The 18,632-nt window shown below is 36.2% G+C and carries 10 protein-coding genes; 2 read left to right on the forward strand and 8 right to left on the reverse strand.

Features of this window, described 5'->3' with window-relative positions:
- Positions 1–2: 2 nt before the first annotated feature.
- The 3 genes from Q0829_RS14830 to Q0829_RS14840 all read right to left on the reverse strand — a co-directional run bounded on the left by Q0829_RS14830 (position 3) and on the right by Q0829_RS14840 (position 6,488).
- Positions 3–3,689: an RHS repeat domain-containing protein gene (locus Q0829_RS14830; protein ID WP_298544452.1), complete on the reverse strand. Its 3,687-nt coding sequence runs from the start codon at positions 3,687–3,689 to the stop codon at positions 3–5.
- A gap of 298 nt (positions 3,690–3,987) precedes the next feature.
- Positions 3,988–5,226: a hypothetical protein gene (locus tag Q0829_RS14835; RefSeq protein WP_298544455.1), complete on the reverse strand. Its 1,239-nt coding sequence runs from the start codon at positions 5,224–5,226 to the stop codon at positions 3,988–3,990.
- 5 nt (positions 5,227–5,231) lie between these two features.
- Entirely contained in the window at positions 5,232–6,488 is a 1,257-nt protein-coding gene (locus Q0829_RS14840; RefSeq protein WP_298544457.1) for a hypothetical protein, read from the reverse strand.
- A 500-nt stretch (positions 6,489–6,988) separates the two neighbouring features.
- Between Q0829_RS14840 and lysS the strand changes: the two genes are divergently transcribed.
- Positions 6,989–8,698: a lysine--tRNA ligase gene (gene lysS, locus Q0829_RS14845; protein ID WP_298544460.1), complete on the forward strand. Its 1,710-nt coding sequence runs from the start codon at positions 6,989–6,991 to the stop codon at positions 8,696–8,698.
- A 133-nt stretch (positions 8,699–8,831) separates the two neighbouring features.
- On the opposite strand, the gene Q0829_RS14850 is transcribed toward lysS, so the two are convergent.
- The 3 genes from Q0829_RS14850 to Q0829_RS14860 form a co-directional block, all read right to left on the reverse strand.
- Positions 8,832–10,562: an alkaline phosphatase D family protein gene (locus tag Q0829_RS14850; protein WP_298544462.1), complete on the reverse strand. Its 1,731-nt coding sequence runs from the start codon at positions 10,560–10,562 to the stop codon at positions 8,832–8,834.
- A 148-nt stretch (positions 10,563–10,710) separates the two neighbouring features.
- Positions 10,711–11,709 (reverse strand): type IX secretion system membrane protein PorP/SprF, encoded by a 999-nt coding sequence (locus tag Q0829_RS14855; protein ID WP_298544464.1) that lies wholly within the window; start codon positions 11,707–11,709, stop codon positions 10,711–10,713.
- Positions 11,710–11,744: 35 nt separating this feature from the next.
- Positions 11,745–16,154 (reverse strand): T9SS type B sorting domain-containing protein, encoded by a 4,410-nt coding sequence (locus Q0829_RS14860; RefSeq protein ID WP_298544467.1) that lies wholly within the window; start codon positions 16,152–16,154, stop codon positions 11,745–11,747.
- Between the two features lie 619 nt (positions 16,155–16,773).
- On the opposite strand from Q0829_RS14860, the gene Q0829_RS14865 reads away from it, so the two are divergent.
- A complete protein-coding gene (locus Q0829_RS14865; RefSeq protein WP_298544469.1) occupies positions 16,774–17,391 on the forward strand; it encodes an SPOR domain-containing protein in 618 nt (205 codons plus the stop codon).
- 271 nt (positions 17,392–17,662) lie between these two features.
- On the opposite strand, the gene Q0829_RS14870 is transcribed toward Q0829_RS14865, so the two are convergent.
- Positions 17,663–18,007 (reverse strand): DUF6515 family protein, encoded by a 345-nt coding sequence (locus Q0829_RS14870; protein WP_298544471.1) that lies wholly within the window; start codon positions 18,005–18,007, stop codon positions 17,663–17,665.
- Between the two features lie 73 nt (positions 18,008–18,080).
- Entirely contained in the window at positions 18,081–18,632 is a 552-nt protein-coding gene (locus Q0829_RS14875) for a GDYXXLXY domain-containing protein (RefSeq protein ID WP_298544473.1), read from the reverse strand.

Consider the following 18,632-nt stretch of genomic DNA (forward strand, 5'->3'; position numbering starts at 1 on the left):
TACTAGTTTTTGTAGTTATACTCGTTTTCTGACATCAAATTACCATCCTGGTCTTTCACCGTTGATAATCGATTAAAACCATCATATTCGTAATACATCGTATATCCTCTGGGATCTGTTATACTAGTCACACCAATCTGTGGATTATAGGTATAACTCGTTATTTCTGCATTGGCAAAGAATGCGTGAGATCTTAAGTCCTTGAACTTAGATCGCATAGCAATCTCTTCAGAAGCAGTATCCTCTGCATTAGAGATTGTTTTGATCTGATCAATCAAATCAGTCACTGCTGCAGGCATCCCTGTATAAGTAGCGTTGGCAATTTTGGCAATCGGATACCTATCGTTGTATCCCCAAATAAATATAACTGGACTTCCTAAGGTCTGTACAACTTCTAATGGATGTCCTAGATTATCATAATCTATATATCGCATACGCTCTTCCAGCGTTGCATTTCCTTTGCTGGTATACACAAATTCTGGAGATACGTGCTTTTCGGTACCCCATAATTTATAATCTGTTCTTTGTTTAGCCAGTAGGATGTTTTCAGTTCCTTGTTTGGTATACTGCTCTACTTGCAAAGGCATTCCAATACGATGGGTATCGATCATTACATCAATAGCTTTGTTGGCATTAAGAGGTAAGGTACCGAGCGCTGCTCTATCCTGAGGATAATACATTTTAGAGATCCCGATCTCCCCATTGTTTTTGGTGGTTTGCGTACGTGTCATTTGTTTATGGGTATCGTTATCATAGAAATATTCTGTTTTTTGCTCTATGATCTGATCCTCAAAAAATTGCTTTTCTGTTTTTGCCTCTAATCGTGTCCATACGGGTGTTAAGCGATACTTGTTAGCGAAATACTTAGTATATGGTCCTAATTCTCCTCCTGCATCACAAACGCCAAATAGAGAATTAGGAAGTGTGATGTCAATAGTATAGGTACCATTTCCGTATATTTTTTTCTTACAGGCCTGGTGGGCAATCGCTTGCGGGATCATAAACACTCCATTGTGTGGCATGGTGGTACTCAGGGTTTGTTGTGAGTAGCTTTGCGAACTTTGCTGCACCATTTTTCTTTGATCGTTATAATGGGTAGTTGTTTTTAGTCTTCCGTTTAGATGGTATCTGGGGAAATAAGGGCGGTTTGCCACTGCTACACCATCATCCTCATTATAAAAACTATAGACAGTATGCCCTTGATATTGATTGTTTTTAAATCGTATTTCAGAAACATCGGTATAGGCAATATTGTATTTTGCTTTTGGAGCCAAATTATTGCTATAAAACTTATACAAATTCACATCAGGGACATTGACACCATCACGTACAAGACCATTATGTATTTCTACATCAGAAAAGAATAGTTTTTGATGCACCACCCCGGAAGAAGCATAGTTACCTTCTATAATACTAGGAGTAATTACTCCATTTTCAGGCAACTCATTATAATAATAATACTTAGTCAATACATCAGTAGCATTTTCTGAAGGTTTGTCTTCTGTTTTAACCAATCGTAAACCCCCTATCATATTGTTTCTGCTTATCTCCTGTTCTACTAGCAGGTCATACTGAACATTCAAAGCTGTATTAGCATTTCCATTGACTAGTAAAATGCGATAATCTCCTTCTTCTAATTGTAAAATAAAATCACTATCAGGAGTCGTACTGAAGTATACAATCTTTGGATTGCTAGCAGGATTACTGGTCATAATATCGCAATAAGTGAGTGGTTGTTCTCCGGTATCACAGATGGTATAGGTATCACCGGTTACTGTTGTAGAACATCCATTAGGTTGTAATCCAAAGTCAGGACACGGACGTGTCTCACACTGCCCTGTTCCTATTCGAGATTTATACACACAAACAAATGTGACTCCATTATCAGCTAATGGATTGCCAGGATCATAATTGTTGAATGTGGCATCAAAAGCAATTGCTTTGTTGGCATTTAAAGCATCGATGGTAAACTCCCCATTGGCAATATTCTGAAGATTGTTTAGATATGTAACATCATCCACATTAGGGCAATCATTGAGATCATTGGTGCTTGCTATAGGGTTGTCACTTCCTCCCTGAACCGCAGTGGTGTATCTTTGTAGATTAATTGTTCCCTCTTCTTCTAAAGGACCGCTATGTCCATTAAAAAAGAATTCGGTGCTTCCTCCGGTAGGGTAGGTAATTTTTTGTAGCGTTCCGTTAATTGCAAATTGAGGTTTAGATGTACGGTCAGACCCTGGGAAGTCATAATCTAATCTGGTCAGTCCGTATTGTTCGTTAAAAAGAAACAAGTTTCCCACCACATTGGTGATATGTGCTCCTCCACCATTATAGTATCCCCAAAGATCCATATAATGAGAACTTATGTGAGGAAGTTGTGTCGGGTTAAAATAGTCAAAACGATGCGTTTTCTCTTTAGGAGTTGTAGGTGATGTATTAACAGTTCCTTGATCACGAAACACCTCAACCTCACGAATGGCATCTAGTTTTAGACGTTTATCACCTGCTGGATATGGTCCAGAGCCAGATTCTGATACGAAATATGAATAATCCAGTTCAAAGGCTTTTATAGTCTGACCTAAAGTATTATAGGCATTAATACTGGTAATCGCAGACTGTCCAAGCAAATCTTCTCGCTGCAGACTACTTCCAAAATCTACGGCTAACTTACCATTATGAAAAATAGCTGTTGGGTTAAATTGTTGGATCTTATAGATCGTTTGTTTATGTTGTGCTACAATTTCTTGTGTAAAAACTGAAGAATTCACATTTTGATAAAATTGAACGATATGATCTAAAGGCAACCGCTGATTCTCTGCATAGTAGGCTCCATTCCCGTAATAGTAGGTAATGACATCTTCTTTATTGGCAGTTTCTATCTTGGTTACATACCAACTGGAGATATATTCTGCGGTATATTCGTTCTGTTGGGTGCTATAGGATGTATGGGTGAATTCTGCTTTAGCAAACTCATAGCGCGTTCCCTGGGTATCAGTAATAATCCAATTGGTGATCTGATCTCCTAACAGGGTATAATCAATTTTGACTTCTGGATTGTCAATACAAAAGATTTGATATTTTCCATTTTCTATAACATCGTAATTAATCCCAATGGTACCTGATAATCCGTTAATAGAAAAACTAAAGGTATCTGCCTGGGTATCGATATTATTCATACTATAATTGGTTAACAAAGCATCGGCAGCATCCATCGCTGCTACGGTAGAAAAAGTACCCATATATGCATTATTGTAGGCAGCATCAAGACCCGCTCGAGTGCCTGGATCTGTAATTTTAGCATAAGTTCCATCTGCTTGATCAGGAAGTCCTTGTACCTGACGAGAAACTACCCCACCATAGTTTAGATTCCATCCCAAACCAACCTTAGTAGCTAATTGATTTACCTTAATCCCAGAAGCATCATAGGTCATACTAATCGGCATACTGATACTATTTCCTTTGATCTCACAAATCGGAATCGAAATATTAGGAGTACCAGTGTATTGATTTAATGGAACATTTCCATATTTAATAAAAGCCTGGGCTTCTGGAGAGTTAGGAATCGTAACTGCTCTAGAAAGCTCTGCTGTATAATCAAATGCAGTAGTGCCTCCACCGTCATCGCCAGTCTGCGCATATCCCAAACTTGTAATCAAAAAAAGTGTGAGAAATAATGAAATGTTTTTCATAAAAATTACTATTTAATAATTGTTGCCTTACTTAATTTTTTAGATGGATACCCCATCAATTTCTTAATGTATTTAAGAAATTTTCTAAGGTGAGTTTCTTCTCCCTACTTGTACGTGTCTTAGGAAAGAGAAATGTTACCTCTGTTTTTGATTTTTTTTATTTATGGTCGATAATAGGATTATTAGATCACTGGATCGTTCGATTATATGAATAAGAACCGTAACTCTAGATATGTATTCATTCATTAGTATATCTCCATATTTCACGAATGAATATATACTAGAAGCAACTGGTGTTCTATTTCTTTACTAATAATGCCTCTAATCTTTTAAGACGTTCTTCTTGTTCTTGCAATTTCTTTTCCTGCGCAATCGTATACAATGTCAATTCTTCGATTTTCTCTAGAAGTTTCGCATTCATCTCACCTAATTGGATACCGTTTTTCGTTACTTCTGCGGCGGATGGGATATTGATAAGATGCCCTTTTGTAGCGATATGATCTTCCACTTGCTCTAGTGTAGGAAGCTTGTAATCTTCTTTAAACACATAATCGGCCCAACCGATTAAATCTACTCTTACTTCCTTGGTGTGGATGTTTCCGTTTACGGCAAGTTTAGCGTCTGGAGTAGTTGTACCTATACCGAGAGCACCCTCGATATACTGATTCCCTATGCTATGAACTACTCTCGCCCAAGTTCCAGTTCCTTCCTTATTAGTACTTCTAAAATACATTTTTGGGTGTACAGAATTATTCTTTACGACAATTTGACCGTTATATTTATAATTAGGATTGTTAGAACTATGATTCATATTGATTCCCCAAAACCATTGATTCGGCTCAGGAACGTTAGCAGCATTATAACTTTGATAAAAACCGCTTTCCCACAATGTATTCCAATCTGACGTATCATTAGGATCGGCCAATAGTAACTTATCACTTTTAATGGTTCCAATAACATCTAATTTTGTTCTTGGTGAAGTTGTTCCAATACCAACGTTACCTCCAAATGGGTTTAAAGAAATAGAACCTGTACCATGAGCATATGCGGAACTCACATGCCCTGATTGCAAATATACTTTCCTAACATTAAACTCATTAGACAATCCTATGTAGAAACTATTATTTGATTTCCTAATTCTAAAATCATATTTGTTTACATAATTATCTGAATTGTTTGCGGTTCCGTTTAATGGAAGACTAACATTATTACCATCTAGAGTTATATTACCTAAAGCTCTAAAATTTCTACCAATCTGAAAATCTCCTTGATTATTTAAAGCGGCAATTGGAGTAACTCCATTTACTCCCCAAGTCCAACCTCTTCCTGTAGTAGAATTCATATTAGTCTTAATACTATAATCTGTAACAGGGCCATATTGATATTCTGAAGCATTGCCCATATGGATTTTATACGAATCACTGCTCCATAAACGCAACCCATTACCGTTACCTGCAGTAACATCATATTGGATTTGTTGTGCAAAACTCATTCCTATTGTAAAAAACGCTAAGAGTATAATTAATAGATTCCTCATAGTAATTATTTATTGTTTATTAGTTGATTTAATTTTTCTTCTAGTTTATTAATTCTTGAACTTTGTGATTTTAAAACTGAGATCTCATCTTCTTGTTTAATAAGTGTTTTCTGCTGCTCCTTTAATCTCTTCTCCTGCGCAATTGTATATAGCGTCAATTCTTCGATCTTCTCAAGAAGCTTAGCGTTCATCTCCCCTAATTGGATACCGTTTTCTGATACTTCTGCCGCCGATGGAATATTGATTAGGTGACCTTTTGTGGTTATGTGATCTTCTACTTGTTGTAGGGTAGGGAGTTGATAAGTGTCTTTAAAAACGTAATCAGGCCAGTTGGTTTGTAGTGCTACTTTTACCTCCTCAGCCACAGCCTTACCTGCGATCGCTAGTTTATATCCTTGCGTATTAGTAGTGCCAATTCCAAGATTTCCGTCATTAGTTAAACGCATATATTCAGAAAGCTGATGTTGTGCGTCAGAATCATGATTGTTATGATTTCTATATAACCATCTAAACCCGTAATTGGAACCTTCAAAAACACCTTTAGAGGTATACTTATTGTTTCCTTTATAGTAATCTTTCGGGTCTTCATCATTTCTGGATGAGTTGAAGCCTATGTATCCGGCCCATTTATTGGAGCTTCCTCCCCAATTAGTCTCATTGGTCCAATCTAAAGTTAGGACTCCCCATTTTCCAACTTTAGTTTGCCCTTCTATTTGCAGTTTTGCACTTGGAGTTGTTGTTCCAATTCCGACATTACCATTTTCTTTAATGACAACTTTATCACTAGTTGAATTTTCGGATACAGTTCTAAATCTAATAATGTCCCCAGTTTTTGAACCAATATGTAAAGTTCCGCTACCGTAGATTTCGTTAGAATCTATAATCATTTTTGAACTACCTGAATCTGAAATTGTTAAAAAACTCCCAGAAGGGTTCCAAGTCCCTCCGATAGTTCCGCTTTGTTTTATTTCTAGTTTTGATTGAGGATTTGTTGTTCCAATACCAACATTACCATTAGAAGTGAGTGTTAAGATATCTGACCAAGTAGATGAGTTATGTCTTCCTTGGAAGTTTAATAAAGTTTGCCCTCCAGGATCAGTATTAAGAATCCTATGTCCAAAACCAGAACCATAATTAGAAGAAAACCAAGTAATAGATTTACTTCTTCCATAGTTTGCAGTTAAATTATCAAAAGTGGTATTTTGCCCAAAAACACTAAAACCAGACACTAACACACACAGAAATAACAATACTTTTCTCATAATTGTAAAATTGATATAATTAAAAATTGTAGTAAAACGCTTCTAAATTCCCAATTAGATGCTGTTTTATACTAGATAGTGTCATACCGCCTACTTATGTTACTATCAAAATTCATTTTTTTTTATTTTTTTTAAAGTTTACGTTTTGGCATTGTAGTATCACTCTTCGACTCCCACTTCGACTACGCTTAATATGACAGCTCACCCTTCGGCTACGCTCAGGGTTCGGATAGGTTCAGGGTTCGAGAACCTCACACTTCGCGGATTATACATTGGATATGCGTCAGGGATAGGAATGGAAATCCCGCAGCCTGATCCGCTGTGGCGGAGAGGTGCGAGGAATTGTATTGGATAGCCCGCCAGGACGCCCTAATTCATAGAAAATTAATTTTTGTAGTGTGTTAGAACATTCTTACATGCGATTGTCCCGACTATCCTTAAAAATCAATTGAAAGATTATATCATACTTCGTATCTTTGCACGCTTAAAACGGCAGCATTATGCAATTATCAGAACAAGAACTTGTAAGAAGAGAGAAACTACAATCTCTGCGTGACCTAGGTATCAATCCATATCCGGCAGCATTATTTCCTGTGGATCATACTTCTGAGGATATAAAACAGCAATACCAAGAAGGAAAAAAGGTAATCATCGCAGGAAGATTAATGTCCAGACGTATACAAGGGAAAGCTTCTTTTGCAGAATTACAAGACTCTAATGGCCGTATACAGGTATATTTTAACAGAGACGAAATCTGTACTGGTGAAGACAAAACCAAATACAACGAAATCTATAAGAAATTACTGGACATTGGTGACTTTATTGGTGTAGAAGGTGAGCTCTTTACCACACAAGTTGGTGAAAAAACAGTGATGGTAAAAGATTTTACTTTATTAAGTAAAACGCTTAAACCACTACCTCAACCCAGAACAGATGCAGATGGTAAGGTTCACGATGCATTTACCGATCCAGAGTTGAGATATCGTCAGCGTTATGTAGACTTAGTCGTCAATCCCGGTGTAAAAGATGTATTTGTAAAAAGGACAAAACTCTTTAACGCTATGCGTGAGTTTTTTAATACCAAAGGATATTTTGAAGTAGAAACACCTATTCTGCAACCAATTCCTGGTGGTGCTTCTGCACGTCCATTTATAACACACCATAACTCTCTAGACATACCTTTATACATGCGTATTGCTAATGAGTTATATCTAAAGCGATTAATCGTTGGTGGTTTTGAAGGGGTCTATGAGTTTTCTAAAAACTTCAGAAATGAGGGAATGGATAGAACCCATAATCCGGAGTTTACCGCTATGGAAATTTATGTAGCCTATAAGGACTACAACTGGATGATGGAGTTTACCGAAAATCTGGTAGAACACTGTGCAATAGCAGTAAATGGTACTACAGATGCTACTTTTGGAGAACATAAAATAAACTTTAAGACACCGTATGCTCGTGTGACCATGACAGATTCTATCAAACATTTTACAGGGTTTGATATCACAGGAAAGTCTGAAGAAGAAATTAGAGAAGCGGCCAAAGGAATGGGGATCGAAGTGGATGAAACCATGGGTAAAGGAAAGTTGATTGATGAGATTTTTGGAGAAAAATGCGAAGGAAACTATATCCAACCAACATTTATTACAGATTATCCAAAAGAAATGAGTCCTTTATGCAAAGAACATAGAGATAATCCAGAACTTACAGAGCGTTTTGAGCTTATGGTGTGTGGAAAAGAAATTGCCAATGCATACTCTGAGCTTAATGATCCTATCGATCAGCGTGAACGTTTTGAAGCACAATTAAAATTAAGCGAAAAAGGAGATGATGAAGCCATGTTTATCGATAATGACTTTATCAGAGCATTAGAATATGGTATGCCACCAACTTCTGGAATGGGAATTGGTATGGATAGGTTGATTATGTATTTAACGAATAATCAATCTATACAAGAGGTATTGTTCTTCCCGCAGATGCGACCAGAGGTGCGAGCCGCACAGGCAAATATTATAGAATCTCTCAATGATAATGAAAAAGCTATTTTTGAAATTATCAAGAAAGAACAAATGATGCCTTTGGCTGATCTAAAAACTGCTTCTGGTTTAAGCAACAAAGCTTGGGACAAAGGTATGAAAGGACTTTCTAAACTAGGTCTTACTAAAGTTACTAAAACTGATGATAGTCTTATCGTAGAGGTCGCTGAGTAAAACATATTATTTTTAACTATTCAATGAATAAAATTCTTGAATAGTTAAAAATCAATTTCATTCAAAATAATATAAAACCAAACGCAACCTACAGAGGTTGCGTTTTGATTAAACAGTGATAAATTGAAATGTTCTAGCTATAAGAAACTGTTTTCCCAACACTTACTGTATAATTTTCTGCCGCAATGGTATTAATGAAGTTCCATTGTGCCTTGCTACTACTAGTTGTAAAGGTAACTTGCAAAAACCCTCTTTGCGTGGCATCCATATATTGTAAATCATCTATTAATACTTCTAACGCTTTCTGAAAACCTTCAGCTTGATTGGCATCCACTCCTAATAAACCTTCAAACCCCGGAGAAGAAACCGAAGAAGTAGCAAATTCTACTCCTATTTCCTTACCAGTTGCATCTTTCAGTTTACTATACCAGGCATTATGTGTATCCCCTGCTAAGCAAACTGTTTTCTTTCCTGCTAATAGTGTAAATAGTCGTTCTCTCTCGATAAAATATCCATCCCATGCATCTAGATTATAAGGAATCACTGTTTGTACTCTAGCAACCTCGTCTGATGTTAGTGTTGGATCTCCTGCTAAAAGTCTTGATTTAATCATTGTTAACTCAGTTAAAGCTGTTTGAAACATTGCAGTTGTCTCGGAAGTTGCACTTCCTAAAGCCCCAATTTCTGCTACGAGTGTTCCTATTAAAATTAAAAGCTCTGCTGGCATAAACATCTTGCTCATTAATACTTGTTGACCTAAAACTTGCCAATTCGCATTACTGGCTGAAACTGCTCCAGATAACCAATTCAACTGTGCTGCTCCTAATAAAGTTCTAGTAGGATCTTGTAATGCTGTCTGAAATGCCACTGCATCCAATCCTGTACTAGGGCTAAAAAAGTCATCATAAGAAAGTTGTTTATCTCTACCTATAATTCGGGTATCTAGCATATGTAAACTTAGTAGACTCCCAAAATCGAATGTTCTATAGATTTTGGATGGATCTGTTGATCTTAATGGCAAGAACTCGCTATATACTTGTATTGCTATTTGTTTTCTAGTCTCGTAAGATCCTTCAGAATCCTGATGATTCTCTGCACCTTCTTTATAAGCATCATTTGTGACTTCATGATCATCCCACACACAAATAAATGGCTTTTTCTGATGCGCTAATTGTAGTTGAGCATCACTCCTATATTGCTTATATCTTGCTCGATAATCTGTAAGTGAAATAATTTCATTTGCCGGTTTATGCACTCTATCTAAGGCTACGGTATTCGCATTGGTTCCATACTCTCCTTCTCCGTATTCATAAATGTAATCGCCCAAATGAACAATAACATCTGCTTCAGAATTAGCCATTGCCCCATATACATTAAATAACCCAGCTGCAAAGTTTGCACAAGAACAGACAGCTAGTTTTACATCGGCTATTGTATCTGCCGATGAAGGAAGTGTAATAGTTTCTCCAATTACTGAAATTGTTTGTGTTTCTAATTCAAAGAAACGATAGTAAAATTGACTATTAGAAGGTAATTCCTGAACATCTATTGCTACGGTATAATCTCTATCTGCTCCTGTTATAAATTCACCACTTCGTACTACATCTTCAAAATTTTGATCAAAAGCAATTTGCCAGCTAATAGTAATGTTAGAATTACCTGAATCTGGAGTAAATCGTGTCCATATGATCACTTTAGAGTCTGTAGGGTCAAAACTTGCTACTCCTTCAAAAAAATTATCTGTATTAAGATCCGGAATACTGACGTCAATATCATCGTCATTGTTACAGCTTATATACATAGGAGCTATCATAAAGCCTCCTGTAACTAACAAAGATTTTTCGAAAAAATTTCTTCTATTCATTGTGTGTATTATTTTTATTTCAAAAATATTTTACAACAATAAACTTGATGTTATCCCTGCTTTAAATAAAGATCAAACTATTTTCCGTCTAAGCAAAAAAGTTAACCATTATGTAATATTTAATTAAAAAACATAATACAGTAGAAAGCTATTCAACCCAAGGACAATAACACGCATACTTTTTCGATCTACAAGAAAAGTCAATCCCCAATGTTATTTGATGAAAACCACCATTATTAAAAGTTACTGGATTTGATTGGTACGAATAAGTATATGCAAACATGTATTTTCCAAAATTAACTCCAACAAAAGGAGTTACATAATTCAGACTCTGACTTTGTATTTCAGAATTTTCTACAAAATCTATAGAATCAAAACTTCTTCTATAAGATAATCCACCCCATAGTTTTCCGAAATTCATATCACTATAAACCTTTAGATTAAAATCAATACTAGATTGCTGTACTCCATCCCTATAGGAATACAATATGGATGGTTCATATGAAAAAGTTTTTCCCGGACGATCAAAAACATACCCAATGGATACTAGATAATTTCTTAAATTATTAACTACTTGTAGATCATTATTAACTCCAGAATTCTTTAAAAGGTTTTTTACCGTAACATGGGTATAAAAATTATACAGATTGTATGAAAATCCAACATCTAAATTAAACTCACTTTGACTTAATGACCCAGGTCCTACCAAAGGATCATTAGGGTCAAATCTAGTTTGATCCAATCTGTATTGAATAACTCCTGCACTTAACCCAAATGACAGTTGATTTAAATCAACTTCGCTTCTAGAAAACATCAAATGATGGGCATATGTTACATATCCTCCTGTTTGGGAAGAAAATCCATTTTTATCATTATAAACGATCGCACCGATTCCTGATTGCGAATCTCCAATTCTACCATTATATGCTGCCGTATATAATCCTGGACTATCTTCTTCTCCAATCCAGTTTCTGCGGCCAGTTAATCGAACCTGAGAACAATTAGCTGCTCCTGCCATTGATGGATGTAGTAGATAATAATTATCAGTAAGGTAATCTGAATATATAGATAAGCCTTCTTGGGCATTTCCAAATCCTATAAACAACAATGTTATTATTGCTGCTAGATTTATTTTTGTGAATTTCATCTTGCTTGTTTTGAAATAGAGAAATAATACTCCCATTATCGTTTTAGTGTAAAGTGTCTTCTGTACGTAGCTGATCCATCTCTAAATTCTGCTACAAACCAATAATCTGTTGCTGGCAGAGGTTTTCCTCCATATGTACCATCCCATTGATTATCCCTATTCAATTGTTGAAGTAGTTTTCCGTACCTATCAAAAATGTATATATCCATCTCCGGAGTATCTGCATTTCCTACAACTCCCCATTGATCATTAAATCCATCATTATTAGGAGTAAAAAAAGTAGGAAATCCTACTACGAATATAGAGGCTGTAATAGAGCCACAACCAGTAACATCTATAGCAGTTACCTCGTGCAACCCAAGGGACACATTCGTAAACACATTACTATCTTGAGGGCTTCCGTTATCCAGTATATATTCATAAGTCCCATTGCCTACAATTGTCGCGATGATATCGCTGTTATCCGAAAATGCTCCCGCGGATAATTGAAGATCTAAGCTTTCTGGATCATTAATGCCTGTGATTGTAACATCCGAGTTTCCAGAACACATAGAGACAACATCGGTATATGAAACAGTATAGACTCCGGCTTGTGTCGCTTCATATTGAGATTGCGTAGCTCCGGGAATCACAGTTCCTTCAAAACTCCATTGAAATGAAAAATCTGCATTGTTTAATTCTGTATCGATTACAAAAGAAGTTATAGTAATTGGCCCTAAACATATCGTTCCTGTTTCTATCTCTAGCTCTTCAATATTTGTTATTTCTACAAAAAACGGAACTTCATTTTCACAACCATTGCCATCTACTTCTCTTAAAAAAATTGTTTGACTTGTTCTGATAACATCTCCTGAATTTAATTGTGTCCCTTCTCCATTAGTTGCGGTATAATAATTTTGTCCACTCTGTAAGGCAGGTAACGTATAACTTTCGCAGAAACGATCTCCAGAATTCACCGGCGCTACAGGAGTAGGTAAAGGATTTATGGTAATATTTAATACTTCTTCATCAAAACAATTAGGTGTTGTTGCTGTTTCTGCATATACATATATCACCTGGCTAACATCAATAATATCGCCGGCATTGAACTGAGTACCTGCTCCGTTGGTCTGGGTGAAATAATTTCCAATTGCCAATGCTGGTAATTCATACGACTCACAAGCAGCAACTGGATCTATTGGATCAATAACTGGAACATCAAGAATTTGATATAAAACCTCTATACGATCACTTGCACAGTTTTCTGCTGTGTCAAAAGCTTCTACATTATACACATAATTCCCCGCTGCTGTATCTGTAGGAGTAAATGTTGTACTGTTTGTGATTAAGGGGTTTCCATTTTCATCATACCAATTTGCCGTTTGGCCAGGTAATACATCTACAGATAAAAGAGGTGCTACCGAACCTACACATATACTTTCGTTACTTGGATTTGTAGGTTCTACGATATCGGGACAACTACAATCGGGTGCTGTCACTGCCAACGTCGCTTCGCAAGCTGTATTACCGGGATTTGTTGCCGTTATGGTAATATCTACTCCAGCTGTAATTCCGGTAATCATGGAATTGGCAACATCAACAATTCCTTCACTATTAGGAGCTACCGAGATATTCCAAGTGCCATTAGTAGTATATGATACATCATAAGTAGCTCGGTCCGTAGCGCAGCTTGTAGCTCCGAACACCAACCTAGGAACCGTACTAATAGTTACATTTATTACCGCTGTATCCGTACATCCATTACTAGTAACTGTATAGGTATAGTCTCCTGCAATGTTTGCATTTGCAGAAATAGTACCACCTGGAATAACTGTATTCGTTGCATCTGTCCAGACACCTCCAACATCTTCTCCGGTTAATTCTTCAAATAAGTCAATCATCGTGGTATCTCCTTCACATAAAGCAACCGGTACTGGTGGCATATCATTAGGTTCTCCTGCTTCTGGAGGAGCCGTAACTGTAATAATAACATCTACAAGATCACTTGTACACATTCCGACAGGTTCATATGCTTCTACTCTAAATATATTATCACCTACTACCAGCTCAGTCCTCAAAGGTGTAAATGTGTCCGTATTTTGAGCTCTAGCTATAGGAGTTACTCCATCAGCTAAATACCATCGCCCTTCTAAACCAGGTGCAAGCGTAACAGTTACCGAAGGCAAAGGCGTTGCATCTATACAGGTAGTTACAGGCGTAGCCGACACTACAGGCTCTTCTATATCTGGACATTGACAGGTATCATCAATTGTAACATCTATTAAATATCTAATAGGTGGACATCCTGCGGCCAATACCGGAAGTGTATAGATATATTCTCCATCCAAAATACCTGCTATTGTAGGATCTAATGTTCCCAAATGACCACCGGTTAAAACAGTACCAGTTGCTGGTACACTCCAGGTTCCTGTCGTTAAAGTTCCCATTGGTAACTCATCAAATAAATTGACAGCATTACATATCATAATATCAAGCGGATCCACATCTACATCTCCTATTTCCTCTCTCCAGTCTCTTTCTTCTGTTAAAGGATTATGATTATTTGGAAAATCAGTAGGAACTGTTCCTCCATTATTTGCATTCGTTTGTACAGTCACCCTATCCAACACAACAACATCAAATGCATCATCCAGTCCATCACCATCACTATCTGCTCCACCGGCAATTGTATCAGGAATTCCATCTTGATCATTATCATACCCTTCTATAGTATCATCCAAACAATCACCTGTTACTGGGTCTGAGTTTGTATCTATATAATCAGGAGCTGCCGTAGTGTTAGAATTTATAGGGGTTATTGCTGTACCATTCGTATCGTAACTATCATCCACTCCATTAAAATCTCCATCGATACCACTTGGCGCAATATAACCAGTGGTAGATTGTCCTTCTATGTTATCAATAATACCATCGGCATCAGCATCGATATCCAGAAAATCTTGATTTGAGTCACTATCAGAATTAATAACATTATGGACTACTGTGGTGGATGTTCCATCGGCATTGATTCCTCCATCAAATCGTCCATCTCCGTTTCCATCTGCTGCTGCATTTCCAGATTCTACAATATCATAAATACCGTCATTATCAGCATCTAAATCCTGGGAATTAGGAATACCATCTCGATCGAAATCACAAGCATTTGTGGATAAGAAAATATTATCAATCCCGATATCATTACCATCACCATCCGTACCTTGCCTGTTAATTACTCGTATAGCAACAACATTAACCGCAGGATCCGGAATAAAAGAACTTTGTACTAGAATCCAATTGTCCGTGCCATTGGGTATATCTCCTGAATTTTGTGTAAAAATAGCTGTATTTGTAGCTTGGTCTACTACTTCTATCGTGAGGTTGGCCGGTATTTCTCCTGCATTATTATTTAAACTGGCAATAGACATACTAAAATCATACTCTATACCAGGCGTAACCGGCAGGTTTTCTACTACAAAAACAGGCCTATCTGCAAAAACACCTGATTTCATATTAACTGCCAAATACCTACCATCAACATCTCCATTTGCATCGACTTCGCCTATTAAATCTGTAGATAGGAATGTTGCATCAAACCCTCCGGCTGTTCTAAAATATGTAGAGGTTGCCACATTATATTCCCCATCATTAAATCGATCATCTGGCAAAAGAGGATTGTAGGTTAAACCTAAACCTTCAGAATATCGACTTCTGGTAGGACCTCCAAAACCAAAATCTTCTTCTAAAACAAAAATTGGAGTGGTCGTTACAGCTGTACAAAACCCATCTTCTATAGTATCCGGGATACCATCATTATCATCATCATTATCCGTAGCATCCGGAACTCCATCATCATCAGAATCGTTATCTCCACAGGGTTTTACCGTGATAACTGCACTGACTTCGGGACAAACTCCTCCATTACTGATTGTATATGTAAATGCTCCCCCATTAGGATCTGCAGTATCATAGGTTCCTGTACCATTGCTCCAAATACCTCCCGGGTCAGGAGCACCGTCTAATTCATCAAATAGATTAATAATACCTGTTCGACCACATAAAAACATTGTAGTATCTAACCCTGGATTAGAAAGGTCCTCTACAGTAATGACAATACTTTCTGACACAGGGCCACTGGAGCCTCCATTAACGGTTACTGTATATGTAGTAGTAACTTCTGGAATATCTCTATGAAAAGAACAAGAACCATCTGTACTAGGAAACTGACAATTTTTAATAAAAGTTTGATTTGTACTTTTTTCCCATTGTATATTATAAGTGCTCGTTCCACCAGATGGTCTTGGAGGATCAATACTTAAATTTAATTGGATTTCTGTTCCTTTGCATATAGTTTTAGCTGTTAAACCATCATCCGTTTGAAAAGTCACGGTTTGGCTATAACTAAATGTAAATAAAAGCAAGGCTACGCAATGAGAAAACAGTTTACGTATCATAATTGTTGAGATCATTAAATCGGTTGGTTATAAAAGCATCGTCAACAAATACGGAATACAACCCGGAGTATACATTTCTTAAAAAAGAAGCGGTAACTCTTTGAATAAGGATTGAAATTTTGGCACACCTGTTCTCGAAATTCCTTTTAATCACTTTTAGACCAGGCTTTGAAAGCGATAGTCTATTTGATAGAAGAAAAAACAATACCAATTGCACCCTTGGGTATATCTTTGTGTTCACGATGGTTAAGTTTCTTGTATGGTAATAACATCCGTATTCTATTTCGATTAGGGTGGGAGGATCGTTAAAATAGAATACCGAAAAAATAATAACGCACCGTTGTGCATAATATTTTTGGGTCTTAAAAATATTCGATGTGGTGTTACTAAAAATCGTCATAAACACATTAATCGCTTTTTTCTTTATTTTTTTGACAAAAAATCCTACATGTGTTTTATTTAACACCCAAAAAGTTCGGTTTCATAAGATTTGCTTCCTGTATAATTTGATGATTAATTCACATCTCAATCAATAAAACTTCATAGTGCATCGAACCAATTACGGTTAATCAGTAATTTAATTTTTGGATAAAACAATAATCTCCTATATTTGAACATATTAAAACCACAAATCATGCCTTATATTAGTGATGACGAACTATTGGATTTCCAAGTTCAAATAGATGAAGCTAAAGAAGAAAAACGTGTTACCGACTATGCTCATATTAAAGCACTTAGAGACGAACAGGAGAATGCCAGAAAATTTAAAATTGCTACCATTATTTTAGGTATTATTGCTCTTCTGGGAGTTGCAGGAACCGTATATTTCATGGGCTTTGACACCTCTGATGGAATGATTTCTAAAAGTGAATCTAATAAACAGTCTGCGATGCTTAAAAATAAAATCACAGAACTGGAGGAAACGATCAAGAATTTATCAATGGATCAGGAGATTAATGCTTCAGGAAATGAAATTGATGACGAAGAAGAGAAAGCCTCATTACAAAATGAACTAATATACGCCGTACAAATTGGAGCTTTTGAGGAAAAAGATTTATCTCTTTACTCTGATAAGTTTGTTAATTTTAAAGAAATCAAAGCTGGTAGTTTTAATAAATATGCACTTGGTAATTTTGCTTCATTATCTGAGGCCAAAAAATTTCGTAGGGAATTAGTTCGTTTAGGTTTTAGAGGCGCTTTTATAGCTTCCTATCAAAATGGACAACGTATAAAAATTGAAGAAGCCTGGTAGTATGGTAATACTGTTTTTAAAAGTAAATCATCCTAGAGCTAAGCACGCGAAATATTCAACGGAAAATAATATTTAAAATTCTGAAATAAGCTTCGAAGTATAAGACCTGAGATCCCGATGAAAAAGCGGGATTAGTTCAACTATCTATTTTGAATGCATTGCTATGCAACTTTTCAAAACAGAGTTTCACTAATAAAAATTCCTCGAGATTTCACTTAAAAAACTCAAGGAATTTTTCTTAACTAAACTAACCAACTCAATCTAAAACTTACTATACATTTACTACTATATAACTCCTGCCGGATTTTTTGTAGTATACTCCTTTGTGTTTATAATATCTAACACCTTTTACTCTAATTGACTTATAGCCTGTAGGTAATACATTTATACGTGCGCCAATGGGTGCTGCAACAGTTACATATCTTCTATTCTTTTTTATATACCAAACACCTCCACTTCTGTAATACTTCACGTTCTTATGTACAATAATTCTTGGTTTATGTACTTTGGTAACTACTACGCGATTCGCAGGACGTACTCTTACTGTAGTAGCACAAGACGCTGTTAGTGTTGACAACAAAATACCAAATACTAGTGTTCTCAATAATATCTTCATAATAATCATCTTTTTTTGTTCTTCGTTATTATGACTATTGTTATTAAAAAAGGTTTAATCCTAATCTAGAATTTTATTTCTCCACATACTTTTTTATAGAAACATTATTTATGAATACATCTTTGAGAACTACGTCATCTCCTTTGATATAAACCAATGCATATACATTATTGGTTACATTATCCCTATTGGCTTTGGCATACGCTAACTCTGCATCATATGCTTTAGTTTCTTCCATGTAAAAAGTATTAAACGGTAATTGAAAGTTCACTTTACCTTTGTAGTAATAGGTTACTCGAGCAGTCACATAATCAGCTTCAGTTTGTAAAGGTGTTTTACTGATCTGAGAAACTTCTGCGAAACCTTCACTATCATTTTTAAGATAAATATAAATCTCCTCTCCTACTACATAGGTAGAATCTTCTGTATTAAAATGATTCATTTCATACTGTAGTGTAATATATTTACCTCTAAAAGGATCTGTTGGATCGATCGGTCTGGTTTTAAACTTATAAGCTTCTCCAGAAATTATCACATCCTCACTGTCCATAACCATTTGGATTGGCACAAAAATCTGTGCTAGTGCTACTATAACAAATAGTATAAATAAATAAATGATTTTCAT

Source organism: uncultured Aquimarina sp., assembly GCF_947492405.1.
Classification (GTDB): domain Bacteria; phylum Bacteroidota; class Bacteroidia; order Flavobacteriales; family Flavobacteriaceae; genus Aquimarina.

Bases quoted from the DNA above. Each gene is read 5' to 3' on its own strand.
- Q0829_RS14830 (WP_298544452.1), bottom strand. From the start codon at position 3,689: ATGAAAAACATTTCATTATTTCTCACACTTTTTTTGATTACAAGTTTG.
- lysS (WP_298544460.1), top strand. From the start codon at position 6,989: ATGCAATTATCAGAACAAGAACTTGTAAGAAGAGAGAAACTACAATCT.
- Q0829_RS14875 (WP_298544473.1), bottom strand. From the start codon at position 18,632: ATGAAAATCATTTATTTATTTATACTATTTGTTATAGTAGCACTAGCA.
- Q0829_RS14850 (WP_298544462.1), bottom strand. From the start codon at position 10,562: ATGAATAGAAGAAATTTTTTCGAAAAATCTTTGTTAGTTACAGGAGGC.
- Q0829_RS14855 (WP_298544464.1), bottom strand. From the start codon at position 11,709: ATGAAATTCACAAAAATAAATCTAGCAGCAATAATAACATTGTTGTTT.
- Q0829_RS14835 (WP_298544455.1), bottom strand. From the start codon at position 5,226: ATGAGGAATCTATTAATTATACTCTTAGCGTTTTTTACAATAGGAATG.
- Q0829_RS14870 (WP_298544471.1), bottom strand. From the start codon at position 18,007: ATGAAGATATTATTGAGAACACTAGTATTTGGTATTTTGTTGTCAACA.
- Q0829_RS14860 (WP_298544467.1), bottom strand. From the start codon at position 16,154: ATGATCTCAACAATTATGATACGTAAACTGTTTTCTCATTGCGTAGCC.
- Q0829_RS14865 (WP_298544469.1), top strand. From the start codon at position 16,774: ATGCCTTATATTAGTGATGACGAACTATTGGATTTCCAAGTTCAAATA.
- Q0829_RS14840 (WP_298544457.1), bottom strand. From the start codon at position 6,488: ATGAGAAAAGTATTGTTATTTCTGTGTGTGTTAGTGTCTGGTTTTAGT.